The sequence below is a fragment of the Achromobacter sp. Root83 genome, assembly GCF_001428845.1.
In the GTDB taxonomy this organism is placed as follows: Bacteria; Pseudomonadota; Gammaproteobacteria; order Burkholderiales; family Burkholderiaceae_B; genus Achromobacter.
Genome location: NZ_LMIU01000023.1, coordinates 317,455 through 339,669 on the forward strand (window position 1 = coordinate 317,455; position 22,215 = coordinate 339,669).

At 68.0% G+C, this 22,215-nt stretch carries 17 protein-coding genes; 8 read left to right on the forward strand and 9 right to left on the reverse strand.

Annotation, left to right across the window (positions count from 1 at the left end):
- Positions 1–11: 11 nt before the first annotated feature.
- The 4 genes from ASE30_RS21060 to ASE30_RS21070 all read right to left on the reverse strand — a co-directional run bounded on the left by ASE30_RS21060 (position 12) and on the right by ASE30_RS21070 (position 6,869).
- On the reverse strand, positions 12–3,026 hold the full coding sequence (locus ASE30_RS21060; RefSeq protein ID WP_057286223.1) for a PAS domain-containing protein: 3,015 nt from the start codon (positions 3,024–3,026) through the stop codon (positions 12–14).
- 22 nt (positions 3,027–3,048) lie between these two features.
- The gene (locus ASE30_RS21065) at positions 3,049–5,091 is read right to left on the reverse strand and encodes a C1 family peptidase (RefSeq protein ID WP_057286224.1); all 2,043 of its coding nucleotides are present in this window, start codon (positions 5,089–5,091) and stop codon (positions 3,049–3,051) included.
- 346 nt (positions 5,092–5,437) lie between these two features.
- The gene (locus ASE30_RS29780) at positions 5,438–5,560 is read right to left on the reverse strand and encodes a hypothetical protein (RefSeq protein WP_255367027.1); all 123 of its coding nucleotides are present in this window, start codon (positions 5,558–5,560) and stop codon (positions 5,438–5,440) included.
- 13 nt (positions 5,561–5,573) lie between these two features.
- Entirely contained in the window at positions 5,574–6,869 is a 1,296-nt protein-coding gene (locus tag ASE30_RS21070) for a chloride channel protein (protein ID WP_057286225.1), read from the reverse strand.
- A 279-nt stretch (positions 6,870–7,148) separates the two neighbouring features.
- Between ASE30_RS21070 and ASE30_RS21075 the strand changes: the two genes are divergently transcribed.
- Genes ASE30_RS21075 through ASE30_RS21085 form a run of 3 tightly spaced genes read left to right on the forward strand, consistent with a single transcriptional unit; the run spans position 7,149 to position 9,022 of the window.
- On the forward strand, positions 7,149–7,826 hold the full coding sequence (locus ASE30_RS21075) for a CsgG/HfaB family protein (protein WP_057286226.1): 678 nt from the start codon (positions 7,149–7,151) through the stop codon (positions 7,824–7,826).
- Between the two features lie 12 nt (positions 7,827–7,838).
- The gene (locus ASE30_RS21080) at positions 7,839–8,366 is read left to right on the forward strand and encodes a DUF4810 domain-containing protein (protein WP_057286227.1); all 528 of its coding nucleotides are present in this window, start codon (positions 7,839–7,841) and stop codon (positions 8,364–8,366) included.
- On the forward strand, positions 8,366–9,022 hold the full coding sequence (locus tag ASE30_RS21085) for a DUF799 domain-containing protein (RefSeq protein WP_057286228.1): 657 nt from the start codon (positions 8,366–8,368) through the stop codon (positions 9,020–9,022). The genes ASE30_RS21080 and ASE30_RS21085 overlap by 1 nt, the downstream gene beginning before the upstream one ends.
- An 82-nt stretch (positions 9,023–9,104) precedes the next feature.
- Here the strand turns inward: ASE30_RS21085 and ASE30_RS21090 are convergent, their stop codons facing one another.
- Entirely contained in the window at positions 9,105–10,340 is a 1,236-nt protein-coding gene (locus ASE30_RS21090) for an amidase (RefSeq protein ID WP_057286229.1), read from the reverse strand.
- Positions 10,340–11,332 carry a tripartite tricarboxylate transporter substrate binding protein gene (locus ASE30_RS21095; RefSeq protein WP_057286320.1) on the reverse strand — a complete coding sequence of 331 codons (993 nt, stop codon included), beginning with the start codon at positions 11,330–11,332 and terminating at the stop codon, positions 10,340–10,342. The genes ASE30_RS21090 and ASE30_RS21095 overlap by 1 nt, the downstream gene beginning before the upstream one ends.
- A gap of 119 nt (positions 11,333–11,451) precedes the next feature.
- On the opposite strand from ASE30_RS21095, the gene ASE30_RS21100 reads away from it, so the two are divergent.
- Positions 11,452–12,348, forward strand: coding sequence for a LysR family transcriptional regulator (locus ASE30_RS21100; protein WP_057286230.1), 897 nt, complete (start codon positions 11,452–11,454; stop codon positions 12,346–12,348).
- A gap of 45 nt (positions 12,349–12,393) precedes the next feature.
- Here the strand turns inward: ASE30_RS21100 and dkgB are convergent, their stop codons facing one another.
- A complete protein-coding gene (dkgB, locus tag ASE30_RS21105) occupies positions 12,394–13,197 on the reverse strand; it encodes a 2,5-didehydrogluconate reductase DkgB (RefSeq protein ID WP_057286231.1) in 804 nt (267 codons plus the stop codon).
- 124 nt (positions 13,198–13,321) lie between these two features.
- Here dkgB and ASE30_RS21110 point away from each other — a divergent pair, with 124 nt between their 5' ends.
- Positions 13,322–14,224 carry a LysR substrate-binding domain-containing protein gene (locus tag ASE30_RS21110; protein WP_057286232.1) on the forward strand — a complete coding sequence of 301 codons (903 nt, stop codon included), beginning with the start codon at positions 13,322–13,324 and terminating at the stop codon, positions 14,222–14,224.
- A gap of 57 nt (positions 14,225–14,281) precedes the next feature.
- Here the strand turns inward: ASE30_RS21110 and ASE30_RS21115 are convergent, their stop codons facing one another.
- Positions 14,282–16,975 carry a LuxR C-terminal-related transcriptional regulator gene (locus ASE30_RS21115; RefSeq protein ID WP_082601662.1) on the reverse strand — a complete coding sequence of 898 codons (2,694 nt, stop codon included), beginning with the start codon at positions 16,973–16,975 and terminating at the stop codon, positions 14,282–14,284.
- A gap of 180 nt (positions 16,976–17,155) precedes the next feature.
- Between ASE30_RS21115 and ASE30_RS21120 the strand changes: the two genes are divergently transcribed.
- From ASE30_RS21120 to ASE30_RS21130, 3 genes are read left to right on the forward strand one after another with little or no spacing between them, the layout of a single operon-like run.
- Positions 17,156–18,382: an ABC transporter substrate-binding protein gene (locus ASE30_RS21120; protein ID WP_057286233.1), complete on the forward strand. Its 1,227-nt coding sequence runs from the start codon at positions 17,156–17,158 to the stop codon at positions 18,380–18,382.
- Complete coding sequence (locus ASE30_RS21125) at positions 18,379–19,467, forward strand: alcohol dehydrogenase (protein ID WP_057286234.1); 1,089 nt, start codon at positions 18,379–18,381, stop codon at positions 19,465–19,467. Before ASE30_RS21120 ends, ASE30_RS21125 begins: the two co-directional genes overlap by 4 nt.
- Positions 19,464–20,885 (forward strand): aldehyde dehydrogenase family protein, encoded by a 1,422-nt coding sequence (locus tag ASE30_RS21130; protein WP_200964458.1) that lies wholly within the window; start codon positions 19,464–19,466, stop codon positions 20,883–20,885. The genes ASE30_RS21125 and ASE30_RS21130 overlap by 4 nt, the downstream gene beginning before the upstream one ends.
- A 24-nt stretch (positions 20,886–20,909) precedes the next feature.
- Here the strand turns inward: ASE30_RS21130 and ASE30_RS21135 are convergent, their stop codons facing one another.
- Complete coding sequence (locus ASE30_RS21135; protein WP_057286235.1) at positions 20,910–22,133, reverse strand: MFS transporter; 1,224 nt, start codon at positions 22,131–22,133, stop codon at positions 20,910–20,912.
- Positions 22,134–22,215 lie beyond the last annotated feature (82 nt).

Sequence of the window (22,215 nt, forward strand, 5' to 3'; positions counted from 1 at the left end):
GCCGGGATGCGCTAGTCGATCCTTAGCGGGAGGATCAGCGTGAAGGACCGCCAGGGCGGCGTCACCGATTCATAGGCCTGCGGCGGCGGCAAGTGCATGTCCGGCAGCGGCGGTTCCGTGACGAGCGCGCCGCCGTGGTCGGCCATCGCCTTCTGGATCTGTTCGATCGCGATGCTGGCGCCGTCATGCGCGGCGCGTTCGGCATTCAGCAGCGCGTCGTCGGGCACCGCATGAACGGGCTGGCCGGTGTCCCAGATCTGTTCGGCGCTCAGCCCGAACCGCACCGTGCAGCCTTCGGGGCCGGCGGCGATGTCGACCGTGAGGCTGGCCTCGTCCGCATTGCGGCAGCGCAATAGGTAGTCGAGCATCGAGCGCGACGCCGCGCTCAACGATTCCGCGTCGCCGGACACGGTCGGCCCGTCCTTGGACGCCGTATTGTTCTGCAGCACGATGCGCCGTTGATCACGCGCGGGCAAGGCGGCGATCACGGTGTTCAAGAGGGCGCCCAGTTCGATATCGGTATGCGAAGCCCGCGCGCGGCGCCGCGATTCGCTGGCGCCGGCCAGGCGTTCGAAAGTGATGTCGGCCTTGCCGATCTCGGCGACGATGCGCTGGCCCAGATCCTGCGCCTGAGCGGCGACCACGTCGGCCGGCGTGCCCTGCTTGGCGTCGTCGTGCAGCAGCACCGTCTGCGAGGTCAGGCTGCACGCCATCGACAGCGAGGTGCGCGTCTGCCGGGCGACCTCGGCCACGGTTTCCCTCAAGTAGCGCAGGTCTCGCGCCCAGTCCAGGTCGGCGATATCCGTGAAGAACCAGATGGACATGTCCAGGCTGGAATCGAGGTCGGTCCGGGTGGCCAGGACGGACCGGGGTTTGCCGCCGCAGCCCCGCAATTCGATGCGCTCGCGCTTCACCGAAAAGCTGGACGTGAGCACCGCCAGCGCGGCCTCGTCGCCTTCTATGACGAAGCCCGTGATCAATCCGGGTCCTCGGCCGCCGGGCGGGTTTTCCGGCTCGCCGCCCAGCATGTCGGTCGCCACCCGGTTCATTTCGATGATCGCCCCTTCCCGGCCGACGAAGACCACCGCTTGTTCGGTTTCGGCCATCAGGCTTTGCTTGGTCTGTCTGAGCAGATGCTGGTCCAGCCCTGCCTCCAGCGACGCGATGATCTCAAGCAGGTCGTCGATGTCGGGGCCCTTGAAGGCATGCGATACCGAGGACTCTACGTCGAGCAGCCAGCGGATGCGGCCGTTCAGATGGATGGGAACGGTCATCGCCGAGCGCAGCGGCCGACTGGGGCCGGTGTAGCCATGCTGCGCATAGGCGGGGTTGCCGATGTCGTCGACCGCCAGCAGGGAGCCTTGCGCCAGCGTGGCGCCCAGCATGCCGCTGCCGGTGGGCTGCTGGTAATTGGCCGGCATGGCGTAGGCGGACGCCAGGCTGTGCTGCGTCACCACCTCGAAGCGCTCATCCAGCCGGTTCACGCGGAACAGCGCCACGTGGTCCCACGAGAAATGCTGAGCCAGCCTGACGATGATTTCGTCGGCCGCCTGGCGCAGCGAGGCAGCCGTCATCACAAGCTGCCGCAGGGCGTCCGCGAATTCGGCCCGTTCGTCGTCGCGTTCTTTCTCGAAGCGCATCAGCACCGGTTCCAGGTCCAGGGAACGCAGGATATCCAGATGCCGCTCGCCATACGATCCAGGCTCGCGCGAGCACAGGCTCAGGGCGGCGCTGTAGCCGCCGGGACGCGTGACCGGCAGCGTCACCGAAGCCTGGATGCCCATGTCCTGGTAGCAGCGCACCACCTCGTTGCCGGGCTCCGGCATGTTCCGCCTGACGAACGCGCCGATCTCTTCAACCCAGGTCCGGCCCGAATCGAGAAAAGTCCGGATGGTGGGCGGCAGGTCCATCCAGCGCGCCGGCCACAGCTCCACGCCTTCCGGCCGCACCGCGATCGCGCGAAACAGCGATACGTCGCAGCCGTAGATGCCGAAGACGGCGTGTTCGAAGGGCACCAGGCGCCGGATCTGCTCCAGGATGCGATCGAGCTTGACCCGCCATCCGCCGATGGAGGGGTCCAGCGCGATGCGCCGGATCTCGTCGCGCGCGGATTCCAGCGTGCGCGACTGGATGACGGCGATCACGCCCAGCAATTCCCCGTTGGGCGCCGGATCGGGCGTCATGACCAGCTCGAACTGGCGGTCGCCTTCGTCGGGCACGGGGATGGCGATGGTCACCGCCACCATCGCGTCGCCCTCCGTGTCCTGCGCGCAGCGCAGGATCGCGCTTTGTACCGGCGGCCCGTCGCTGGAGCGAAAATGCGCCGCCAGCCGGGTGCCGCAGAGTGTCTCGCGCGACAGCCCGAGCGTGCGGGCCGCTTCGGGATTGGCGAACCGGATGACGCCTTGCAGATCCAGCCGGAACACGGCGTAAGGCGTGCGATCGAAGCGCTGCGACTCGGCCTGGCGGAATGGGGCGCCGTCGTTCACCAGCACGATGAGTTCGCCGCTATCCAGCGTGGCGATGGGCACCAGTTGCGCCGGCATGCGTGCGCCGTCCGTGGCGCGATAGACAACGTCGACCGCGCCGTCGCCCATCCGCAATGGCGCGCGCAGCCCGTATACCTGGCCGACGTGGCGGCCCGCGATGTCTTCCGGGTCCAGGGACAGCACGCTGCTGGCCGCCACGATTTCGCCCGACGCATCCTGCAGGATGCAGGGGACGCCAGCCTGGGACAGCACCCGCGACACGTCGTCGGCGTCGCCGGACATGGCGAACTCCCGTGCCGTTGGCGCGGCCTCGCGCGGCATGGCCGGAGCCGCCGGGGCGGGGACGCGCGGCTCGCGGGGCATGGCGGGGACGGCCGGAACGGCGGCGCGGGGCTCGTGGGGCATGGCTGGGGCGGCCGGCGCGGGCGCGCGCGGGCCGTCGTCCCGGGCGGCGGCAGCCGCGCGCAGTGCTGGCGCGGCGGGCGTCTGCACGGGGTCCTGGGCCGCTTGATAGGGTTCCGGCCGTCTCTCTGTCATGTTGAAGCCCTCCAGCCAGGCATCAGCGTTTGATGAACGCGATGACCTGTTGCTGCGTGCCCTTGTCGTTATCGAATCCGCCATGCGTGCTGGACGCCACGGGCTGGATCCTGGACGCGGCGGAATGGCTGCCCGCGGGCGAGACATGCACGGCGTCGCAGGGGATGTTGGCCTTGCGGAAGTACTTTTCCATGCCCAGCAGTTCCGTCGTGGTGCCCCCTTCGAACGACTCGCTCACCAGGTACAGCAGCGAGCGGCGATAGGGTCCGCAGGTGGGGTCGTCTTCCTCCGCGCGATCCGACAGGTGAAACTGCTGATAGCGCTTCACCCGCGTTTTCAGATGCGGAACAACCAGTGTTTCAAAGGTCTGCAGCCTGACCGCGGGGGCCATGAGGCTCAGCGATTCGAGTTCACCGCCGTCCGCCACAAGCCGATGCACGAAGTGGCTGGCGACGATGGCACCCGCCGAATGGCCCACGATGTGCAGGCGCACGCGGCCGCGGCTGACGTGCGACTTGAAGTGCTGGTAGAGCATGATCATGGCGGCCTCGTTGTCGTCACCTTTTCTGGCCGGTTCGCTCATGGCCTCGGCGTTCTGCTTCATCTCGCCCCAGATCACCGTGCCCGGGCGCGCCAGCCAGCGCTCCAGGCGCTGGTTCCACCAGCGTTCCAGCCGTTCGCCTATGCCGCCTGTGGTCCGGGGCACGCCGCTGGCGGCGTCGCGGATGATGTTCCGTACCGTGGTGATGAAGTCGGTTTCCCACATCAGGAAGACGGGGAATATCTGATTCTCGTAGAGCAGAGGTATCCATTCGGCGGCCGCTTCCGCGGCATCGTCCTCGCCCACCAGCCCGCCATGTGCGTAGACGCAGACGTCCATCGGCTTGTCCTTCAATCCCCACTTTTCGCGCGCCGCATTCATGTGCACGTCCACGATGGCCCGCAGGTCGTCCGGGGTGGTTCTGAAGGCGCCGCTGCCGCTGAGCTTGCCGTTATTGCCGACGTTGACGATGAAGGGGGATATCTCGCGGTCGCGCAGCACCTTGCCCGCGGCCAGCGTGACTTTCTTTCCATCGGTGCGCAGGGTGATGCTGTTGGATATTCTTTCGTGTTCGTGGGTGACGACGCCAAGCTGGACCACCCAGCAATCCATGGCGTTGCGCATCCAGTCGTCGTAGGTCAGCACGGCCATGCCGTGCGTGCCCCACGCTTCGCCCCATGAATTCTGGATCAGGAATCCGTCCTGGGTATATCCCACGATCACGAAGGCGTGGCCCAGCACGGCCGTGTCCTGGCCGGCGGTGGGAATGACCCAGAACGGCTGGGTGATGGGCGTGGCGGCCGCCTCTTCCGGAGTGAGGCCATGGCCCGCGTCCCAGCCGTCATGGCACCCCGCGCTGGCATAGAGGATGCCAACCTCGTTGAGCGCCGCATGCATTTCGACGATGCTGCGCGTATCGATGCGGTAGTAGGCGCCCAGCGGCCGCTTGACGGCGTCCAGCCACCAATCGTCTTCCGTGCGCTTGGCCGCGGGAGGCATTTTCATGCCGGGAAACAAGGCCTGGGCGCAGGCGCCGTGCCGGAACCAGCCCTTCAGCGCGCCGCGCAGGCTGGAGCCGCTGTCGTCCTCGGAACCTGGAAATTCATCGTAGCGCCGGGCCATGGAATACAGCATGAAGGGCGAGATGGCGGGCCGAGGATCGCGCTCCGACTTGCGCAAGAGATACTCGACGACGGTGGACAGCGCGAATCCGGTGCAGGCGGATGTCTCCCCCTGATGCTTCACGGTCAGGCCCATCACCGGAACCATTTCCGATTTCGGGGTAACGGAGATATTTGGGCGGAACAGCATGTCGCGGGCGTCGAAGGCATCCGGCTTGGCGGAACGCTCGAAGGACGCCTCGGATGGCGCGCGCTGCGATTCGCGGCGTTTCCTGGTCCGGGGCCGGGCTTGCTTCGCCGGCGGTTCAACGGCGGCCGGCGCGGCCGCTTTCGCGGCTTGCTTTGTCTTTTTCCTGGTCGTGGACTTCGTGGCCGTGCGCGCCGCCGCTTTCCGGGTTGCCATGTGGGTCTCCCCTCTTACTGGGTGCTGCTATGACGTCAGCGCCGGGCTGGCGATGGCCAGGTTCGTGAGCGCGGCTGTCCTTGGGTGGATGCGGCGTTGCGCAGGGCGCGCGCGCCTTCCCCGGTGTCGATATGCTGAAAGATCGTGTTGGCATCCACTGCGAAATGCGGGTCCGGGCGGTTTCTGCGAAACGCCTCGAGCGCGCCCTCGGCGCTGCTGCCTTCCGTTGCTGGATATATATGCGGACCTCATCCGGCTTGCTAGTAGCCGAAAGTATTACTCCGTGAATTTGCAATGGTGCTTTCGCATCAAATCGCCAGGGTCCGTCCCCATCCGTTCGGATGAATCAGGCGCCGTGTCCTGAGTCCAGCGGATAGAGGTTCTTCGCCTCGGGGTAATACACGCCGACCGAGCCCTCCGCGATGTCATGGGCGATTGCCGTCAGGCGCAGCCGGTTGTCTTCTGTCATGCAGATTTCCGTATCAGGATACGCGGCGCATGGCGCCGTCGGTAGAGCCGGCGTGGGCCGCGCAGAGGCGGCTGGCCAGCACGGAGCCGGCCACGGCCACGATGATGGGCACCAGGAATGCCTGATCGACGCGAGTGAATTCAAGGATCAGCACGATGGCCGTCAGCGGCATGCGCATGGACGAAGCCAGAAAGGCCGCGGCGCCGACGATGGCGAAGGCCCCGGGCGGCGAAGCGGGCCATGCCAGGCTCCACACGCCGCCCAATACGACCGCCAGCGACGCGCCGATGGCGATGGCGGGAGTGAGCAGGCCGCCCTCCGCGCCCGCGCGCAGCGTGCCGGCGGTGACCGCCACCTTGAAGACCAGCAGCGTGGCCGCCAGCGCGATGGTCAGTTCGTTGTCGAAGCTCAATTGGGCGGGGCCCTTGCCGTTGCCCAGCAGCGCGGGCAGATAGATCGCCAGCACGCCAAGTATCGTGAAGTTCAGCAGACAGGCCACCGGCAGGCGCCAGCCCCGGGCCGCATTGCGCCGCGCGGCGGCGGTCAGGCGCAGGAAGCCGTGGGCGGCGCATCCGAATACCGGCCCGGCAAGACTGGCCCAGGCGACCAGGCTGACGCTGATTCCCATGGCGGGAACGGTGTACTGGATTTCATTGCCCAAGCCCGCCCAGGCCACGACCGCGCCGATGCAGCAGGCGGCCAGCGCCATGGCGGCGGCGGGCCAGGCAAAGGTGCCCAGCAAGACCTCCAGCACGAAGAGCGCCGCGCCCAGCGGCACGTTGTAGACCGCCGCCAGGCCAGCGCCCGCGCCGCAGGCCACGATCAGGCGCCGCTGTTCGGGTGGGAGGCGCAGCAGCGAAGCGAATCCGCCGCCGGCCAGCGCGCCGACTTCGCGCGGCGCGACTTCGCGGCCCAGCGGAGAACCGAGAGCGACGGTGGCGATCTGCAAAATGGCGTGCGCCAGCGTGGTGGCGGGCGGCATGCGCGACGCCGGATCGCTCACCGCCTGCTTGACGCTGGTCAGAGGGCGGCCGTACCGATAGATCAGCCACCAGCCGCCGCCGGCCGCCAGGCCGCAGAGGACCAGTGCCAGCACGCGGCGCGATCCGCTTGCCGCCTGGACACCTTGCAGGAAGGATTCGCGGCCGATCGCGGGATCGGCGCCGTAGCCGTAGGCCAGATGCTGGACCGCGTGCAGCAGCATTCCCAGCAGCATGCCGCCCAGGCCGGCGAACAGGCCGGTCAGGACCGCGGCGGCAAGCAGCCTGGGGCGCAACCACGACGGATCATCGGGCGAAGCATCGTTCATACCAGGATCGGCTCCCCTCATTCGGCGCCGGACGATGCCGGGGCGCGCGGCGATGAGGCAGTGTATGTCGCCCTTCACGGCGTTGCGCGCCCACACCCCGCAGACCATACCTATTGGTTAGGCGCTAATCCTCGAATTTCTTGTGAACCGTCAAATTGGCCGAAAATTCGGTCTTATTTCAAATAGTATCCAAGTAATTCATTCTATATACTCGCCGTTCTATTCAATGGCGAGAGATGCCGGCCCGCGCGATGGCGACCGGGTCGGCTGGAGAAAATGATGTTGAACAAGGTCGTGAAGATCGGGGCGTTGGCAATCATGTCGACGATCATCGCGGGATGCGCCACCGAGCGCTCCCAAGCCTTGGCCGTGCCCGCGGTGGCGGCGGCCAGCAAGCCGTATGAAGGCGTGCGAAGCCCGATTTCCGTGGGCAAGTTCGACAACCGCACCAACTATCTGCGCGGGGTGTTCTCCGACGGCGTGGATCGTCTGGGTGGCCAGGCCAAGACCATCCTGATGAGCCATCTGCAGCGCAGCGGCCGCTTCCAGGTGATGGACCGCGACAATCTGTCCGAGATCGCCCAGGAAGCCGCATTCAACAAGAAAGCGGCCCAGATCAAGGGCGCGCGCTATGTGGTCACCGGTGACGTGACCGCCTTTGGCCGCAAGGTGACGGGCGACCAGCAGCTTTTCGGGATTCTCGGCCGTGGCAAGGAACAGGTGGCCTATGCCAAGGTGGATTTGAACGTGGTGGATGCCACCACGTCGGAAGTGGTCTATTCCGCCTCGGGCGCCGGCGAATACAGCCTGTCGAACCGCGAAGTGATCGGCTTCGGCGGCACCGCCGGTTACGACTCGACGCTCAACGGCAAGGTCCTGGACCTGGCTATCCGCGAAGCCGTCGACCGCCTGGTCGACGGTATCGAACAGGGCGCCTGGCAGCCCGCCAAGAATTGATAGGGGAATCCCATGTCGAATCAACCTGAATGCCGCCCGGCAGCGCTGGCACGCGTGGGCCGCGGTCTGGCGATCGCGGCGCTGGCGGGCCTGTTGTCGGCCTGCGCGCAGCAGCCCAAGCCCATGTATAGCTGGCAGTCCTACCAGGGCTCGGTCTACACCTACCTCAAGGACGACGGCGCGGACTACGCGACGCAGACCCTGGCCCTGGAAAAGAACATCGAGACCGCCCGCGCCTCCAACACCGAACTGCCGCCCGGGTTCCGCGCGCATCTGGGCATGCTGTACATGAAGATGGGCGACGGCGACAAGGGCGTCGAGCAGATGCAGGGCGAGAAGGTGGCGTTTCCGGAGTCCGCCCCGTTCATGGACTTCCTGCTGCGCAACGCAGGCAAGCCGCAGGCGCAGCAGGCGGTCGCTCCGCAATCGGCTGTTCAGCCCGCCGTGGGTTCGCCCGCCGCGGGTTCGCCGGCCGCCAAATCGCCCGACGCCGGGCAGGCCGCGCCCGCGCAAGCCGGCACATTGAAGAAGGGATCGTGATGATGAGCAGAATTTTCCGCGTGGGCTTGCTGGCGGCCGTCGCGCTGCTGGCGGGATGCGTGGCCCCGCCCCAGAAGCACCTGGACTACACGGCCTTCCGCGAAAGCAAGCCCGCTTCGATCCTGGTCCTGCCGCCCTTGAACACCTCGGTGGACGTCGCCGCGTCCGCGGCGGTGCTGTCGCAGGCCACGCGTCCGTTGGCGGAATCCGGCTATTACGTGATACCGGTGGGCGTCATGGACGAGACCTTCAAGCAGAACGGCCTGATCTCGCCCGACGATATCCATGAGCTTCCCGCCGTGAAGCTGCGTGAGATCTTCGGCGCGGACGCCGCGCTGTACATGACGGTCAAGCAATACGGATCCAGCTACGCCGTGGTGTCCAGTTCGGTGACGGTGTCGATCGATGCCGAACTGCTTGATCTGCGCAACGGCGCCAAGCTGTGGAGCGGCAGCAAGCAGGTGGTGCATGCCAACAACAACAGCGGCGGCGGCCTGCTGGGCATGCTGGTCCAGGCCATGGTCGACCAGATCGTCAACAACCTGTCGGACCGCAGCTACAGCGTGGCGGGCATGACGAACAACCTGCTGCTCACCGCCGGCCAGCCCGATGGCCTCTTGTACGGTCCGCGTTCGCCGCGCTACGAAGGGCAGTAGCCCGCCTCTCGCCGGATGACGGCTTTCCGCCCGCGCGCCAGGTCTTTGGCGCGCGGGCGGTTTCGTTTTGGGGGCGTACCCTTCAGCCGCGCCGGATCAGGGGGTGCAAGCGCTGGGCCCAGCCGAGCAAGGCATGGTCCTCGTCCGGCCGAGCCACCCATTGCACGCCCACCGGCAAACCGTTATCCGCCTGGCCGGTGGGCAGGTGCAGCGCGGGCCAGCCCAGCAGCGACCAGACGCGGTTGAAGAGCGACGATCCGGTCGAGTGCATGTCCGCGGGGGCCTCGGACGGCGCGCTGGGCGTGACGATGAAATCAATCTCTCCAAAGCGCTCCCGCCAATCGCGCGCGAGCCGTTCACGGCTTCGCTGCAGCGACGCGTATTCGGTGTGCGATATGCCCAGGCCGCGCTCGATTGCCTTGCGCAGCGCGGGCGAAAGCAGGCCGGCCCGCGGGCTGTGCAGGATGGGCAGCAGGCCGCGCGCCAGCTCGGCGTGCATGGTCTGGGCATGGATGTGCAGCAGCGTTTCCAGATCCGCGTCCAGCTCGGGCGAGACGACAGTCGCGCCGTGTTCACGCAATCGGGTGACGCAATCCTCGAGCGCCCCGCGGGCGGCGGCGCTGAGCTCTCCAATCGCGCCGCAAGGCAGCAGCGCGACGCGCGGCGAGCCATCGGGCGCGTCGCCCGCTCGTTCGCCGCCGGCGCGCATGCCGCCCGCGCGTACTCCCGATTCGGGCAGCAGCACCGATGCCACCTGCCGGGACTGTTCCACCGTGCGGCTGAACCAGCCGATGGTGTCCAACGAATCGCACAGCACGCTCATGCCCAGCCGATGCACGCGGCCAAAGGTAGGCTTGAAGCCCACCACGCCGCAGAACGCCGCCGGCCGGATCATCGAGCCGCCCGTCTGCGTGCCCAACGCCAGGTCCACCATGCCCGCGGCGACCGCGGCCGCCGAACCGCTCGACGAGCCGCCGGGCGTATGCGCCAGGTTGTGCGGGTTGCGGGTCGGGCCCGGCGTGACGTAGGCGAACTCGGCGGTCACCGTCTTGCCGATGGGAACCGCGCCCGCCGCGCGCAACTGCGTCACGCAACTGGCGTCCCATGTGGCGGGCGCGGGCGGTTCCAGGGCCGAGCCGGACCGCGTGGGCATGCCGCCGACATCGATGACGTCCTTGACGCCAAATGCAGCGCCGGCGAGCGCGCCCTGCCCGGCTGGCGCCCGCGGCACGCTGGCTTCATCGGCCAGGCACACCCAGGCCTGGATACGCGCATCGCCTGTCTTGCTGCGGACATACGCCTCTTGCGCGCTCAGCATTATTGGACCTTGATCTGCTTCTGGCGGATCAGTTGGGTCCAGCGCTCGCTTTCGCTGGCGATAAAGGCCTGGAACTGTTCGGGCGTGCCGCCGGCGACCTCGCCGCCTTGCGACTCCACCACTTCGCGGTACTGCTTGTCCTGCAGCGCGCGATTGATGTGCTCATTGAGCGTCTTGATCACATCCGGCGGCGTGCCGGCGGGGGCGATCACGCCAAACCAGTTGGACACGACCATGTTGGGCAGGCCCAGCTCCTTGAAGGTCGGCACGCCGGGCAGCCCGGGAACGCGCTTGTCCGAGGCCACGGCCAGCATCTTGATGCGGGGGGCGGGACCGCTTGCGTGCGGCAGGAACAGGCTGGGCAGTTCGATGTAGAAGTCGACGTTGCCGGCGATCAGATCGTTGACGGCGGGCGCGCCGCCCCGGTAGGGCACGTGCGTCGCGTTGGCGCCGGTCTGTTCCTTAAACAGTTCCGTGCTCAGGTGCGATGCGCTGCCGGCGCCCGTGGACGCGTAGTTGAGCTTTTCGGGATTGGCCTTGCCGTCGCTGACCAGCGCGGCCGGATCCGCATAGGGCGACTTGGCGCTGACGCCCAGCGCCATGGGGCCAAGTTCGATCAAAGCGACGGGCGCGATGTCCTTCGCGGGGTCGAAGGGCATCGCGTAGAGCGCCTGGTTGACCGCCATGGGCGCGAAGTTGCCCAAGCCTATCGTGTAGCCGTCGGGCTTGGCCGTCGCGATCTGGCCGGTGCCGATATTGCCGCTGGCGCCGGGCTTGTTGTCGACGACGACCGGCACGCCCAGCGTATCGCTGAGCTTCTGCGCCAATTGGCGCGAGCGCGTGTCGGAGCTTCCGCCCGCCGCGTAGGGCACGATGAACTTGATGGCCTGGGTGGGATAGGCGGCTTGCGCCCAGGCGCCGGCCGAGGCCAGGCACAGGCCGGCGGCAAAGGCCCCGGCCAGGAGTTTGATAGTCGTGGATGCAGCAGGCATGGCATTTCCCTTGTCGTGGGGGTGCGGGACCCCGGCGTTGATTGTCAGCGCATAGTAGGAAGACGCCATTAGGATGTCTAATACCTTATTCTCCCGATATTGATTCGCCAGGAAAATAAATGCTGATCGATAGCCGCTTGCTGCAGGTGTTCTCGGTGGTCGCCGAGGAATTGCACTTTGGACGCGCCGCGCAGCGGCTGCATCTGAGTCAGCCGCCTTTGAGCCAAAGCGTGCGCAAGCTGGAGGAAGCGCTGGGCGTGCAGCTTCTGGAGCGCACCACGCGCACCGTGCGGCTGACGGCGGCGGGCGTGGAGCTGCAGCGGCGCATCCAGCAGATGGAGGCCGAGCATGAGGCGACGGTTCGGCACGTGCGGCAGGCGGCCAGCGGCGAGGCCGGCCAGCTCACCATCGGCCTGACGCCAAGCGCCGCGTATTCGAATGTGCCACAGGCCCTGTTCGCCTTCCGCCAGCGCTATCCCGGCGTGATGCTGGACCTGCAGGAAATGAATTCAAGCGAGATGCCGGACGCGCTGCACCAGCGGCGGCTGGACCTGGCACTGCTGCGCCCGCCATTCGCGGACGCGGACCTGGCGCCCGTCCTTTTGTATTCCGAGCCGATGGTGCTGGCGCTGCGGCGCGACCATCCGTTGGCCAGCAAGCGCTGGGTGACGATGGAACAGGTGCTGGACCTGCCGCTGGTGGGTTATGCGCGCGAACGGTCGCGCTATTTCAGCCAGGTGCTGCGGCAGATGATCGAGGCGGCGGGCAAGCCCGCCAACATCGTGCAGGAGAGCATGATTCCCACGATCCTGACCCTGGTCGAAGCGGGGTTTGGCGCGGCGGTGGTGCCGGCTTCGCTGGCGCGGATGCGCATGGATATCCTGGCCTATGTGGGCATCCGCGGGCGGGGCGCGTTCCGCGCGGAACTGGCCGCCGCCCGCCACCCCGACCATCCGAATCCGGCGGTGGACGCCTTCGTCGCGATCATGCGGGAAATCAAGCAGCAGGCGGGCTGAACAGGGCGTTCTTTGCCCGCGGCCCCGGCCGGCTTTCGTCTGCACTCAGTCCCAAGCGGCGGCCAGGCCTTGCGGGCTGACTTCACGGCCGTCGCGCTCCAGTTCGGAGATCCGCGCCATGTCGTCGTCGTCCAGGCGCAACTGCTGGGCGAGCAGGTTGCTGGCGAGGTTGTCGCGCTTGGTCGACGACGGAATCACGGCATAGCCCAACCGCAGCGCCCAGGCCAGCGCGACCTGCGCGGGCGTGGCGTCGTGACGCTGGGCGATCTGGCCGATGACCGGGTCCTTCAGCACTTTGCCGTAGGCCAGCGTCATGTACGAAGTGACGTGAATGCCTTGTTCCTTCAGGAACGCGGTGAGCTTGCGGTTCTGCAGATAGGGGCTGAGTTCGATCTGGTTGGTGGCGATCTGCTCGCGGCCCACGGCGGCGATGGCGGCCTGCGTCTGCGCGATGGGGAAGTTCGAGATGCCGATCTGGCGGGTCAGGCCCTGCTGCCGGGCCTCGGCCAGCGCGGTCATGAACTCGTCGACGGATACGCCGTTGTCGGGCGCGGGCCAGTGGATCAGGGTCAGGTCCACGTAGCTGGTGCGCAGCTTGGCCAGGCTGTCCTTCAGGCTGGGAACGAGCTTGTCCTTCGCATAGTTCGGCACCCAGATCTTGGTGGTCAGGAACAGGTCTTCGCGCGCCACGCCCGATTCGGCGATGGCCTGGCCGACGTCGGCTTCGTTTTCGTAGATCTGCGCGGTATCGATGGCGCGGTAGCCGACGTCCAGCGCGTTGCGCACCGAATCAATGGCGGCCTGGCCTTGCAGGCGGAACGTGCCAACGCCGAATGCGGGGATGCTCATGTAAAAAATCTCCTTGGGGTATGGGATGCAGACGGGCAATGTCTGGGAATGGACGTAGTGTGCCTGCCAGATACTTGCCAAAAAAGACCGGTATGGTCGAAATACTTTTGATATAACGTCAAATATGAGAACCACACTCGACGAAATGCAGGTCTTCATCGCCATCGTGGACAGCGGGTCCATCACCGCTGCCGCCGATGTGCTGGGACAGACCATTTCCGCCACCAGCCGCACCATGAGCCGGCTGGAAGAGAAACTGCAGACCACGCTGATGCGGCGCACGACGCGGCGCCTGGAATTGACTGAAGAGGGCAAGGCCTATCTGGAACAGGCGCGGCGGATCATTGCGTCGGTGGAAGAGGCCGAAGAACTCATGAACCTGCGGCGCAACCAGCCGGCGGGGCTGCTGCGCGTGGATGCGGCATCGCCTTTCATGCTGCACGTGATCGCCCCGCTGGTGCCCGGCTACCGCAAGCGCTATCCGCAGGTGGAACTGGAACTGAACAGCAACGAGGGCAATATCGATCTGCTGGAGCGGCGCACTGACCTGGCCATACGCATCGGACGGCTGAAGGACTCGTCGCTTCACGCGGTGTCCCTGGGCAGCAGCAGGGTGCGCGTGCTGGCAAGTCCCGGCTATCTGGCGGAACACGGCACGCCCAGGCGCGTGGCGGACCTGGCGTCGCATGCCTTGCTGGGGTTCAGCCAGCTTGAATCGCTGAACGAATGGCCGCTGCTGGATGCGGACGGCCAGCCCCTGCACATCAAGCCGCACGTCCGCTCGTACAGCGGCGAAACCCTGCGGCAGCTTGCCCTGAACGACGGGGGCATCGTCTGCCTGTCGGATTTCATGACGCGCGGCGACCGCAAGGCCGGCACGCTGCAGCCGCTGTTCGCGAAGCAGACGCTGGACATCAAACAGCCGATCAACGCGGTGTACTACCGCAACACGGCGATTTCGTCGCGCATCAAATCCTTCATCGACTACATGGTCGAGGCCGTGGGGCCGGACGGGTTCGCGGAATAGGTCCGGGGCGACGCCGGGGGCCAGGCGGCGCCACCGACGCTCATGCGCCGGCGCGCGTCACAGCAGGCCCGCGTTGCGCGCGTGCGCCACGGCCTGCGTGCGGCTGTCGGCGTCCAGCTTGACGTTCAGGTGGCGCAGATGCGTGCGCACCGTGCTTTCGGAGACGAACAGCTGTTTGGCGATGGCGCTGTTGGAGTGGCCTTCGGCCAGCAGGCGCAGCACGCGAAGCTCCTTGGGGGTCAGCGCTTCCGCGCACGTGGCGCCGGCGCGTTCCGGTGGCGGGGGAGCAGGCTCGGTGCCGGTGTGCTCGCGCAACCGCTGCCACCAGTCCCGCGCGGCATCGCCGGCGAGCCACGCGCTGCCCGCCGGCGTGGCGGCAAAGCGCTGGATCAATCGTATCAACGCCGAGCCTTCGTCCACCAGCACGCGGCACAGACCCTCTGCCCGCGCCGTATCCAGCAGCGGCGCCAGTTGCTCGAAGGCACGGGCGTCGTCGTCCATTCTTGCCAGCGCCACGGCGCGAAAGAGCTGCAGCTTGTAGGCGCGGCGGATGCGGCGGGTGTCCCGGGCCTGGGCGATGTCCGCGTCCAGGCCGCGCAACGCGGCGGCGGGGTCGCCCTCGTAGGCTTCCCAGCGCAATTGGCCCAGGCGGGGATACAGCAGGTCGTTCGCCGGCAGGCGCAAGGCTTCGACGCGGCTCCAGAGATCGGCGTCGTCGGCGCGGCGCAGTTCGTCGCGCGCGGCCTGCGGATGGCCCTGCATGAGCAGCACGCGGGCGCGCTCCACGCGGGCGCTGGCGGCGATGCGCGGCAGCCGGCGCTGATGGCCCAGGTATTCCAGTTCGCCCAGCAGGTAGAAGGTCTGTTCGACGTCGCCCTCGTAGAAGGCGACGCGGGCAAGCATCAGGTAGCCCAGGATCAGGTGGTCGGGCAGCCCGACGTCGCGCCCCAGCGGCACATACGCTTGCAGCAGCCTGGCGGCCTGCGGCAGGTCTCCTGTTTCGTAGACCCAGGCGGCGTACAGCACGCCGGCCCAGGCGTTGCCGTTGGCCTGCCCGTACGCGCCGTTGCGCGTCGAACGCACCGCCATGCGAAAACGCGCGCCCGCCTGGCGCATGCGCCCTTCCTGCAAATCGATGATGCCTTCGACGGCCTCCGAGTACATCAGGTTGAAGCTGCTTGCGGCGCGGCTTTGCGCCCGCCTCGCGGTGTCCAGCAGTGCGCGCGCCTCGTGGTAGCGGCCCAGCACCGCGCTGACGTTGGCCATGGCGTTGACCAGCGCGGTGTCGGTGAAGGACAGCGCGTCTCCCAGCGCCGCGACGCTGGGCATGCCGGCCGCATAGGCCTCTTCCTGGCGGTCCATCATGGACAGCAGCAAGGGCTGCAGCGCCCGCACATGGGCGCGCACGGCGGCATCGCCGCTGCCGGCCAGTCCCAGGTCCGCCAGCAGCAGCGAAGCTTCGCTGGGGCCGCGCGTGAAGCAGGTGGACCACACCTGCACCGCCATCAGCAGTGGCCGGGTCGCCAGCACCGCGGGCGGCAATTGCGCGAACCAGCGCGACAGGAGCCGCATCCGGCCTTCGGCCAGCAGGGCGTCGGCATGGGCCTGCAGCAGCGTCAGCGCGCGGTCGAAGTCGCCGCCGTCGATCGCGTGGTCGATGGCGGGAACGGGCCGCCCCTGCCCGTCGTACCAGCGCGAGGCGGCCAGATGCAGGCTTGCGATGTCGCCGGGCGCCTGCGCCCGCAACTGCGATTGCAGGTAGCTGGCGAACAGGCTGTGATAGCGGTAGCGGTGCTCGTCGGCGGCGGTGCGCGTGAGCAGTACGTGGCCGTTTTCGAGCTGGGTGAGCAGGTCCGCGCAATCCAGTTCCGGCAGCAGGGCCTGGCACAGCGGCGCGCTGAGCTGCTTGAGGATGCTGGTGCGCAACAGGAAACGCCGCAGCGTCGGCGTTTGGCTGGCAAGCACGTCCTGGGCCAGATAGTCGGCAACCGATTGGTCGCTGCCCGAGAAGCGTTCGATGAAGCCGGCGGCCGAGGGCTGCCGCGCCAGCGACGCGGACGCCAGGCACAGGGCGGCGATCCAGCCCTCTGTCTTGCGATGCAGCAGTTCGATCTCGGCCGGGGTCAGCACCGGCCGCTGGCGCGCGAAGAACTGGCTGGACTCGTCCATGGAAAAGCACAGCTGGGCGGCATCTATCTCCAGCAGCCGGTTCGCCGCGCGCAGCCGCCCCAATGCCAGGCCCGGCGCGTGCCGCGAGCCGATAAGCAGCCGTCCGTGCGCCGGCAGGCGTCCGATCAGGTCCTGCACCAGATCCAGCACGGCGGGGGCGGTGATGGCCTCGAACTCGTCGAGCACCAGCGCGAAGGGCGCGGCGTGCGAGGCGACCGCCTCGACGAGCGCCAGCGCCAGCGCGTCTTCGGCGTCGCCGCCGTCGGGTGGCAAGGCGGCGGGGCCGGACAGCGTGCCCAGCGCCGCCATCAGGCAGCGCAGGAAGCGGGGCAGGTCGTTGTCGGCGCGGTCCAGCGTGAGCCAGGCGGTCCGCGTGGCCCCGGCCTGCAAGCGCGCCTGGCATTGCGCCAGCAGCGTGGTCTTGCCGTAGCCGGCCGGCCCGCGCGCCACCACCACCTTGGGGCCATCGGGCCGGCAGATCTGTTCGCACAGCCGCGATCGGGCGATGTGGTCGCCGTGCGCCGCGGGAGCGCTGAACTTGCCGCTGGCCAGCGCGTGTTCGACCGAGAACGAATGACGCATGAGCTGCCTGTGTAAGGGGTTGCGGTTCGTGGCGGATCGCCCGGGTAAACCCGCGCGCACCCGGAAAATCGTCGCTTTGGACGAAGGCGAAAGCGCGCGCCTACGATACAAAAGGACGCTCCCAGGAGCAATACACAAACCGCTGCAAAGACGGCGTAAACCGATAACGGAGACAAGTCCATGGCAATCCTGAAACTGACGCTCGCGCTGGCGGGCGCGGCCCTGGCCGCAAGCGGCGTGCAGGCCCAGACGGCGGCCGGCCCCGTGAAGATAGGCATCATGGCCGACATGAGTTCCGCCTATTCAGACATCGGCGGCAAGGGCCTGGTGGAGGCCGCGCGCATGGCGGTGCAGGACTTCGGCGGCTCGGTGCTGGGCAAGCCGGTGGAAGTGGTGTTTACCGACGGGCAGAACAAGGTCGACGTGGCCAGCGCGGCCGCGCGCCGCTGGTTCGACCAGGACGGCGTGGACATGATCACCGACCTGCCCACGTCGGCGCTGGCGCTGGCCATCAGCGAACTGGGCCGGGAAAAGAAGAAGGTCGTCATGGTGACCAGCGCGTCCACCTCGGAGCTGACGGGCAAGGCGTGTTCGCCCTACACCGTGCACTGGACCTACGACACCTACGCGCTGGCCAACGGCACGGGCGCCGCGGTCACCGAGCAGGGCGGCAAGAACTGGTTCTTCATGACGGCGGATTATTCCTTCGGCTATGCCTTGCAGGGAGACGCCTCCGCGGTCATCGAAAGGAAGGGCGGCAAGGTGCTGGGCGCGGTGCGCTCGCCGCTCAATACGCCCGATTTCAGTTCGTACCTGCTGCAGGCGCAAGGCTCCAAGGCGGGCATCATCGGCCTGGCGCTGGGCGGCAATGACGTGATCAGCGCGATCAAGCAGGCGGCGGATTTCGGCATCGGGCGTCCCGGCGGTTCGCAAAGGCTGGTGGCGCTGCTGGCCTTCCTGTCCGACGTGAAATCCATCGGCCTGCAGTTGGGCCAGGGCCTGTTGCTGACCGAGGCCTTTTACTGGGACCAGACCGACGCCACGCGCGCCTGGTCGCAGCGCTTCCAGGACAAGATGGGCCGCAAGCCCACCATGACCCAGGCCGGCACTTACGGCGCGGTCACGCACTACCTGAACGCGGTCAAGGCCGCCGGCACCAAGGACGCCGACACGGTCATGGCCAAGATGCGCGAGACGCCGATCAACGACTTCATGACCAGGAACGGCAAGCTGCGCGTGGACGGGCGCGTGGTGCGCGACATGTACCTGTTCGAAGTGAAGAAGCCGGCCGACTCCAAGAGCGAATGGGATCTGTACAGGCAGGTCGCGGTGATTCCGGGCGACGTGGCCTTCCGTCCGCTGGACCAGGGAGGCTGCGCGCTGGCCAAGCCCGGAGGCGCGGGATGATCAGCTACGAGATCACGGCCTTCGGCGAGCCGCTGGCGCGCAGCGACCGCCCCACTCCCGCGCCCGCCGGCCGCGAAGTCCTGCTGCGGGTGCTGGCAGCGGGCGTGTGCCACACCGATATCCATACCTGGGAAGGCTCATACGACCTGGGCGGCGACAAGCGCCTGCGCATGGCGCAGCGCGGCGTGGCCCTGCCGCTGACGCTGGGCCACGAGACCGTGGGCGAGGTGGTCGCGGCGGGTCCCGATGCGCCGCGCGGCCTGCAGCCGGGACAGCGCTTCCTGGTGTATCCGTGGATCGGCTGCGGGGAATGCAGAATATGCCGCCGCGGACGCGAGAATCTTTGCGCCGCGCCGCGATTTCTCGGGATCTTCCGGCCGGGCGGCTACAGCGACCACATCATGGTGCCGGACGCGCGCTACCTGGTCGGCATCGGCGATCTGCGGCCGGAGCAGGCCGCGCCCTACGCGTGTTCGGGCCTGACCACCTATGGCGCCATCCTCAAGATCGCGCCCGAGGTGTTGGCCGAAGAGGCAGTGGTGGTGATCGGCGCCGGCGGCCTGGGCCTGATGTGCGTGACCTTGCTGCGCGCGCTGGGCTGCCCCAATGTCGTCGTGCTGGAGCCCGACGGCGCGCGCCGGGGCGCGGCGCTGGCCGCGGGCGCGCATGTCGCCGTGGACGCCAACGCGGACACCGCGCTCGACCAGATCCGGCGGGCGGCGGGCGAGGTGTGGGCGGTCATCGATTGCGTGGGCGCCGCCCGCACCGTGCAGCAGGGCATGGATCTGCTGACCAAGGGCGGCCAGCTCATTCTGGTGGGGCTGTTTGGCGGCGAACTCTCCTTGTCGCCGGCACTGCTGCCGATGCGCGCGATCAGCATCGAAGGTTCCTATATCGGCAACCTGGAAGAACTCCACGCGCTGATGGCGCTGGTCCGCGAACGCAAGCCGCGCGCCATTCCCACGGCCTGCCGCTGCCTGGACGAGGCGCAATCCGCGCTTGCCGACCTGGCGGCGGGCCGCGTCGTCGGCCGTCTGCTGCTCAGTCCATCCCCGGCCACCCCTGCACAGGCATTTCAGCCATGACCCTGAATCTGGATAGCGATTACACGATGACGTTGAACGGCCTGGGGGAATCTTCTCCGCAGACCTTTGACGTGCTCAATCCCGCCACCGAAGCGCGTATCGCGGCGGTGCCCGACGCGTCGCTGGACCAATTGAACGCGGCCATCGCCGCGGCCCGTGCCGCGTTCGTGCCCTGGCGCGGCCGTCCCATCGCCGAGCGCCAGGCGGCGCTGCGCGGCATGGCCGACCGCCTGGAGGCGAATGCGGAAGGGTTCATGCGCCTGCTGACCCGCGAGCAGGGCAAGCCGCATGCCGACGCGCGTGCCGAGGTTGGCCGTTGCGTCGCGTGGCTGCGCGCGTTTGCCGCGCGCGAGCTTCCGGTCGAACGCCACGGCGACGGCGCGGGCCATCTGTTCGAAACGCGGCGGGTGGCGATCGGGGTGGTGGCGGCGATTGCGCCGTGGAACTTCCCGATGACGCTGGCGATCTGGAAGATCGCGCCGGCGCTGCTGGCGGGCAATACGGTGGTGCTCAAGCCTTCGCCCTACACCCCGCTGACTTCCCTGAAGATGGGCGAACTGTTCCGTGACCTGGTGCCGCCCGGCGTGCTGAACGTGATCAGCGGCGGCGACCGCCTGGGGCCGTGGCTGACGGAGCATCCCGGCATCGACAAGATCGCCTTCACCGGGTCCACCGCCACGGGGCGCCGCGTGATGCAAAGCGCGTCGGGCCGGCTCAAGCGCGTCACGCTGGAGCTGGGCGGCAACGACGCCGCGATCGTGCTGCCCGACGTGGATGTGAAGGACACGGCGGGCAAGCTGTTCTGGGGCGCGTTCCGCAATTCGTCCCAGTACTGCCTGGCCACCAAGCGCCTGTACGTGCACGAATCCATCTATGACGCGTTCGCCGACGCGCTGGCGGGTTACGCGGCGGGCGTCGTGGTGGGCGACGGCGCGCAGCCCGGCACGGGACTCGGGCCTATCCAGAACCGCGTGCAGTTCGAACGCGTGAAGGACCTGATCGCGGACGCGCACCGTACCGGCGTGCGCTTTCTGACCGGGGGCGACGTCCCCGAGGGCAAGGGCTATTTCGTGCCCGTGACCATCCTGGACAATCCGCCGGACGATGCGCGCAGCGTGGTCGAGGAAGCCTTCGGGCCGGTGCTGCCGCTGTTGAAGTACCGCGACATCGACGAAGCGATCCGCCGCGCCAACGACACCGAATACGGCCTGGGCGGTTCGGTCTGGTGCAGGGACGAGGCGCTGGCGCAGTCGATCGCCCGGCGGCTGGAGACCGGCACGGTGTGGATCAACCATATCCACGCCATGTCGCCCGATGTGCCCTTTGGCGGCCATAAGCAGTCCGGGCTGGGCGTGGAGAACGCGCAGGACGGACTGCTGGAATACACCAACGCGCAGACGGTTGCGGTGCTGGCGTAGGCTGTCAACGTTGGGCGTCAAACGTCAGGCCGCATAGCGGCTGGCGTCGCCATTGCGGCTGCGCTGGCCTGGCCACACCCGCAGGACCAGCGCGGCGGCCGCGGCGCCCGCCGCCGTGATGGTGACGCCGGTCCAGCCCCAGCGGGCCAGCGCCAGGCTGCCCAGCGCGCCGCCGGCGGCCATGCCGATGAACACGCCCGTCATCAGGATGGCGTTGAGCCGGCTGCGGGCGGCGGGGTCGATGCCGTAGACGATGCTCTGGTGGGCGATCAGCGAAGTCTGGATGCCCAGATCGAAGCCGATGGCGCTGCCGCCGATCAGCCACAGCGCGGCATGTGGCGGCAGCAACGGCAGGAAGATCATGGTGGCGAATGACACCATGGTCAGCCCGGCGCCCAGGCTGGCGACCGCCAGCGGGCCGCGGCTGTCGGCGACCCGGCCGGCCAGCGGCGCGGCCAGGGCGCCGGCGGCGCCGGCCAGACCGAACGCGCCCGCGGCTCCCGCGCCCAGGTGGAAGGGGGCGTCATGCAGCATCACCGCCAGGGTGGACCAGAAGGCGCTGAACCCCAGCGACAGCAAGCCCTGCGCGGTGGCGGCGCGGCGCAGCCCGGGATGCTGCCGCCACAAGGTCAGCAGCGAACCCAGCAGCGCGCGGTAGGCAAGCCGCGTCGACGGCTCGAAGCGCGGCAGGCCGCGCCATAATGCCGCGCCCAGCGCCACGATGCTGGCGGCGGCGGCCGCGAACATCATGCGCCAGCCGAATTGTTCGGCCACGAAGCCGCTCACGACCCGCGACAGCAGGATGCCCAGCAGCAGCCCGGTCATGACGGTGCCGACGATCTTGCCGCGCTGTTCGGCCGGCGCCAGATGAGCGGCCGCCGGCACGATGTCCTGCGCCAGGGTGGCCGACAGGCCGATGGCGAAACTGGCGGCCAGCAGCAGGCCGATGGTTGGCGATGCGCCGGCCAGCAGCAGGGCCAGGCTCAGCACGGCGGCCTTGATGAGGATGATGCGCTTGCGGTCGTAGCGGTCTCCGAGCGGCGCCAGCATCAAAATGCCGAAGGCATAGCCCAGCTGGGTCAGCGTGGGAATCCAGCCCAGCGTTTCGGCGCTGGCGTGGATGTCGGCGCCCAGCACGCCAAGCATGGGCTGGCTGTAATAAAGGGATGCGACGCCCAGGCCCGCGCCGACGGCAAGCAGGAAGACCAGGCCGCGCGACAGGGACGGGTGGGAGGTGGGGGATGACATGATGGGTATCCGGTGGCTCTTGTGTACGGGGCAAATTCTGAGCTTCCCGCCCCGGGTTTGGTAGCCGACCGTTGGGTACATC

What these genes read in the sequence shown, in the direction of transcription:
- ASE30_RS21060 (WP_057286223.1), bottom strand. Translation starts at nt 3,026, where the DNA reads ATGACAGAGAGACGGCCGGAACCCTATCAAGCGGCCCAGGACCCCGTG.
- ASE30_RS21065 (WP_057286224.1), bottom strand. Translation starts at nt 5,091, where the DNA reads ATGGCAACCCGGAAAGCGGCGGCGCGCACGGCCACGAAGTCCACGACC.
- ASE30_RS29780 (WP_255367027.1), bottom strand. Translation starts at nt 5,560, where the DNA reads ATGACAGAAGACAACCGGCTGCGCCTGACGGCAATCGCCCATGACATC.
- ASE30_RS21070 (WP_057286225.1), bottom strand. Translation starts at nt 6,869, where the DNA reads ATGAACGATGCTTCGCCCGATGATCCGTCGTGGTTGCGCCCCAGGCTG.
- ASE30_RS21075 (WP_057286226.1), top strand. Translation starts at nt 7,149, where the DNA reads ATGTTGAACAAGGTCGTGAAGATCGGGGCGTTGGCAATCATGTCGACG.
- ASE30_RS21080 (WP_057286227.1), top strand. Translation starts at nt 7,839, where the DNA reads ATGTCGAATCAACCTGAATGCCGCCCGGCAGCGCTGGCACGCGTGGGC.
- ASE30_RS21085 (WP_057286228.1), top strand. Translation starts at nt 8,366, where the DNA reads ATGATGAGCAGAATTTTCCGCGTGGGCTTGCTGGCGGCCGTCGCGCTG.
- ASE30_RS21090 (WP_057286229.1), bottom strand. Translation starts at nt 10,340, where the DNA reads ATGCTGAGCGCGCAAGAGGCGTATGTCCGCAGCAAGACAGGCGATGCG.
- ASE30_RS21095 (WP_057286320.1), bottom strand. Translation starts at nt 11,332, where the DNA reads ATGCCTGCTGCATCCACGACTATCAAACTCCTGGCCGGGGCCTTTGCC.
- ASE30_RS21100 (WP_057286230.1), top strand. Translation starts at nt 11,452, where the DNA reads ATGCTGATCGATAGCCGCTTGCTGCAGGTGTTCTCGGTGGTCGCCGAG.
- dkgB (WP_057286231.1), bottom strand. Translation starts at nt 13,197, where the DNA reads ATGAGCATCCCCGCATTCGGCGTTGGCACGTTCCGCCTGCAAGGCCAG.
- ASE30_RS21110 (WP_057286232.1), top strand. Translation starts at nt 13,322, where the DNA reads ATGAGAACCACACTCGACGAAATGCAGGTCTTCATCGCCATCGTGGAC.
- ASE30_RS21115 (WP_082601662.1), bottom strand. Translation starts at nt 16,975, where the DNA reads ATGCGTCATTCGTTCTCGGTCGAACACGCGCTGGCCAGCGGCAAGTTC.
- ASE30_RS21120 (WP_057286233.1), top strand. Translation starts at nt 17,156, where the DNA reads ATGGCAATCCTGAAACTGACGCTCGCGCTGGCGGGCGCGGCCCTGGCC.
- ASE30_RS21125 (WP_057286234.1), top strand. Translation starts at nt 18,379, where the DNA reads ATGATCAGCTACGAGATCACGGCCTTCGGCGAGCCGCTGGCGCGCAGC.
- ASE30_RS21130 (WP_200964458.1), top strand. Translation starts at nt 19,464, where the DNA reads ATGACCCTGAATCTGGATAGCGATTACACGATGACGTTGAACGGCCTG.
- ASE30_RS21135 (WP_057286235.1), bottom strand. Translation starts at nt 22,133, where the DNA reads ATGTCATCCCCCACCTCCCACCCGTCCCTGTCGCGCGGCCTGGTCTTC.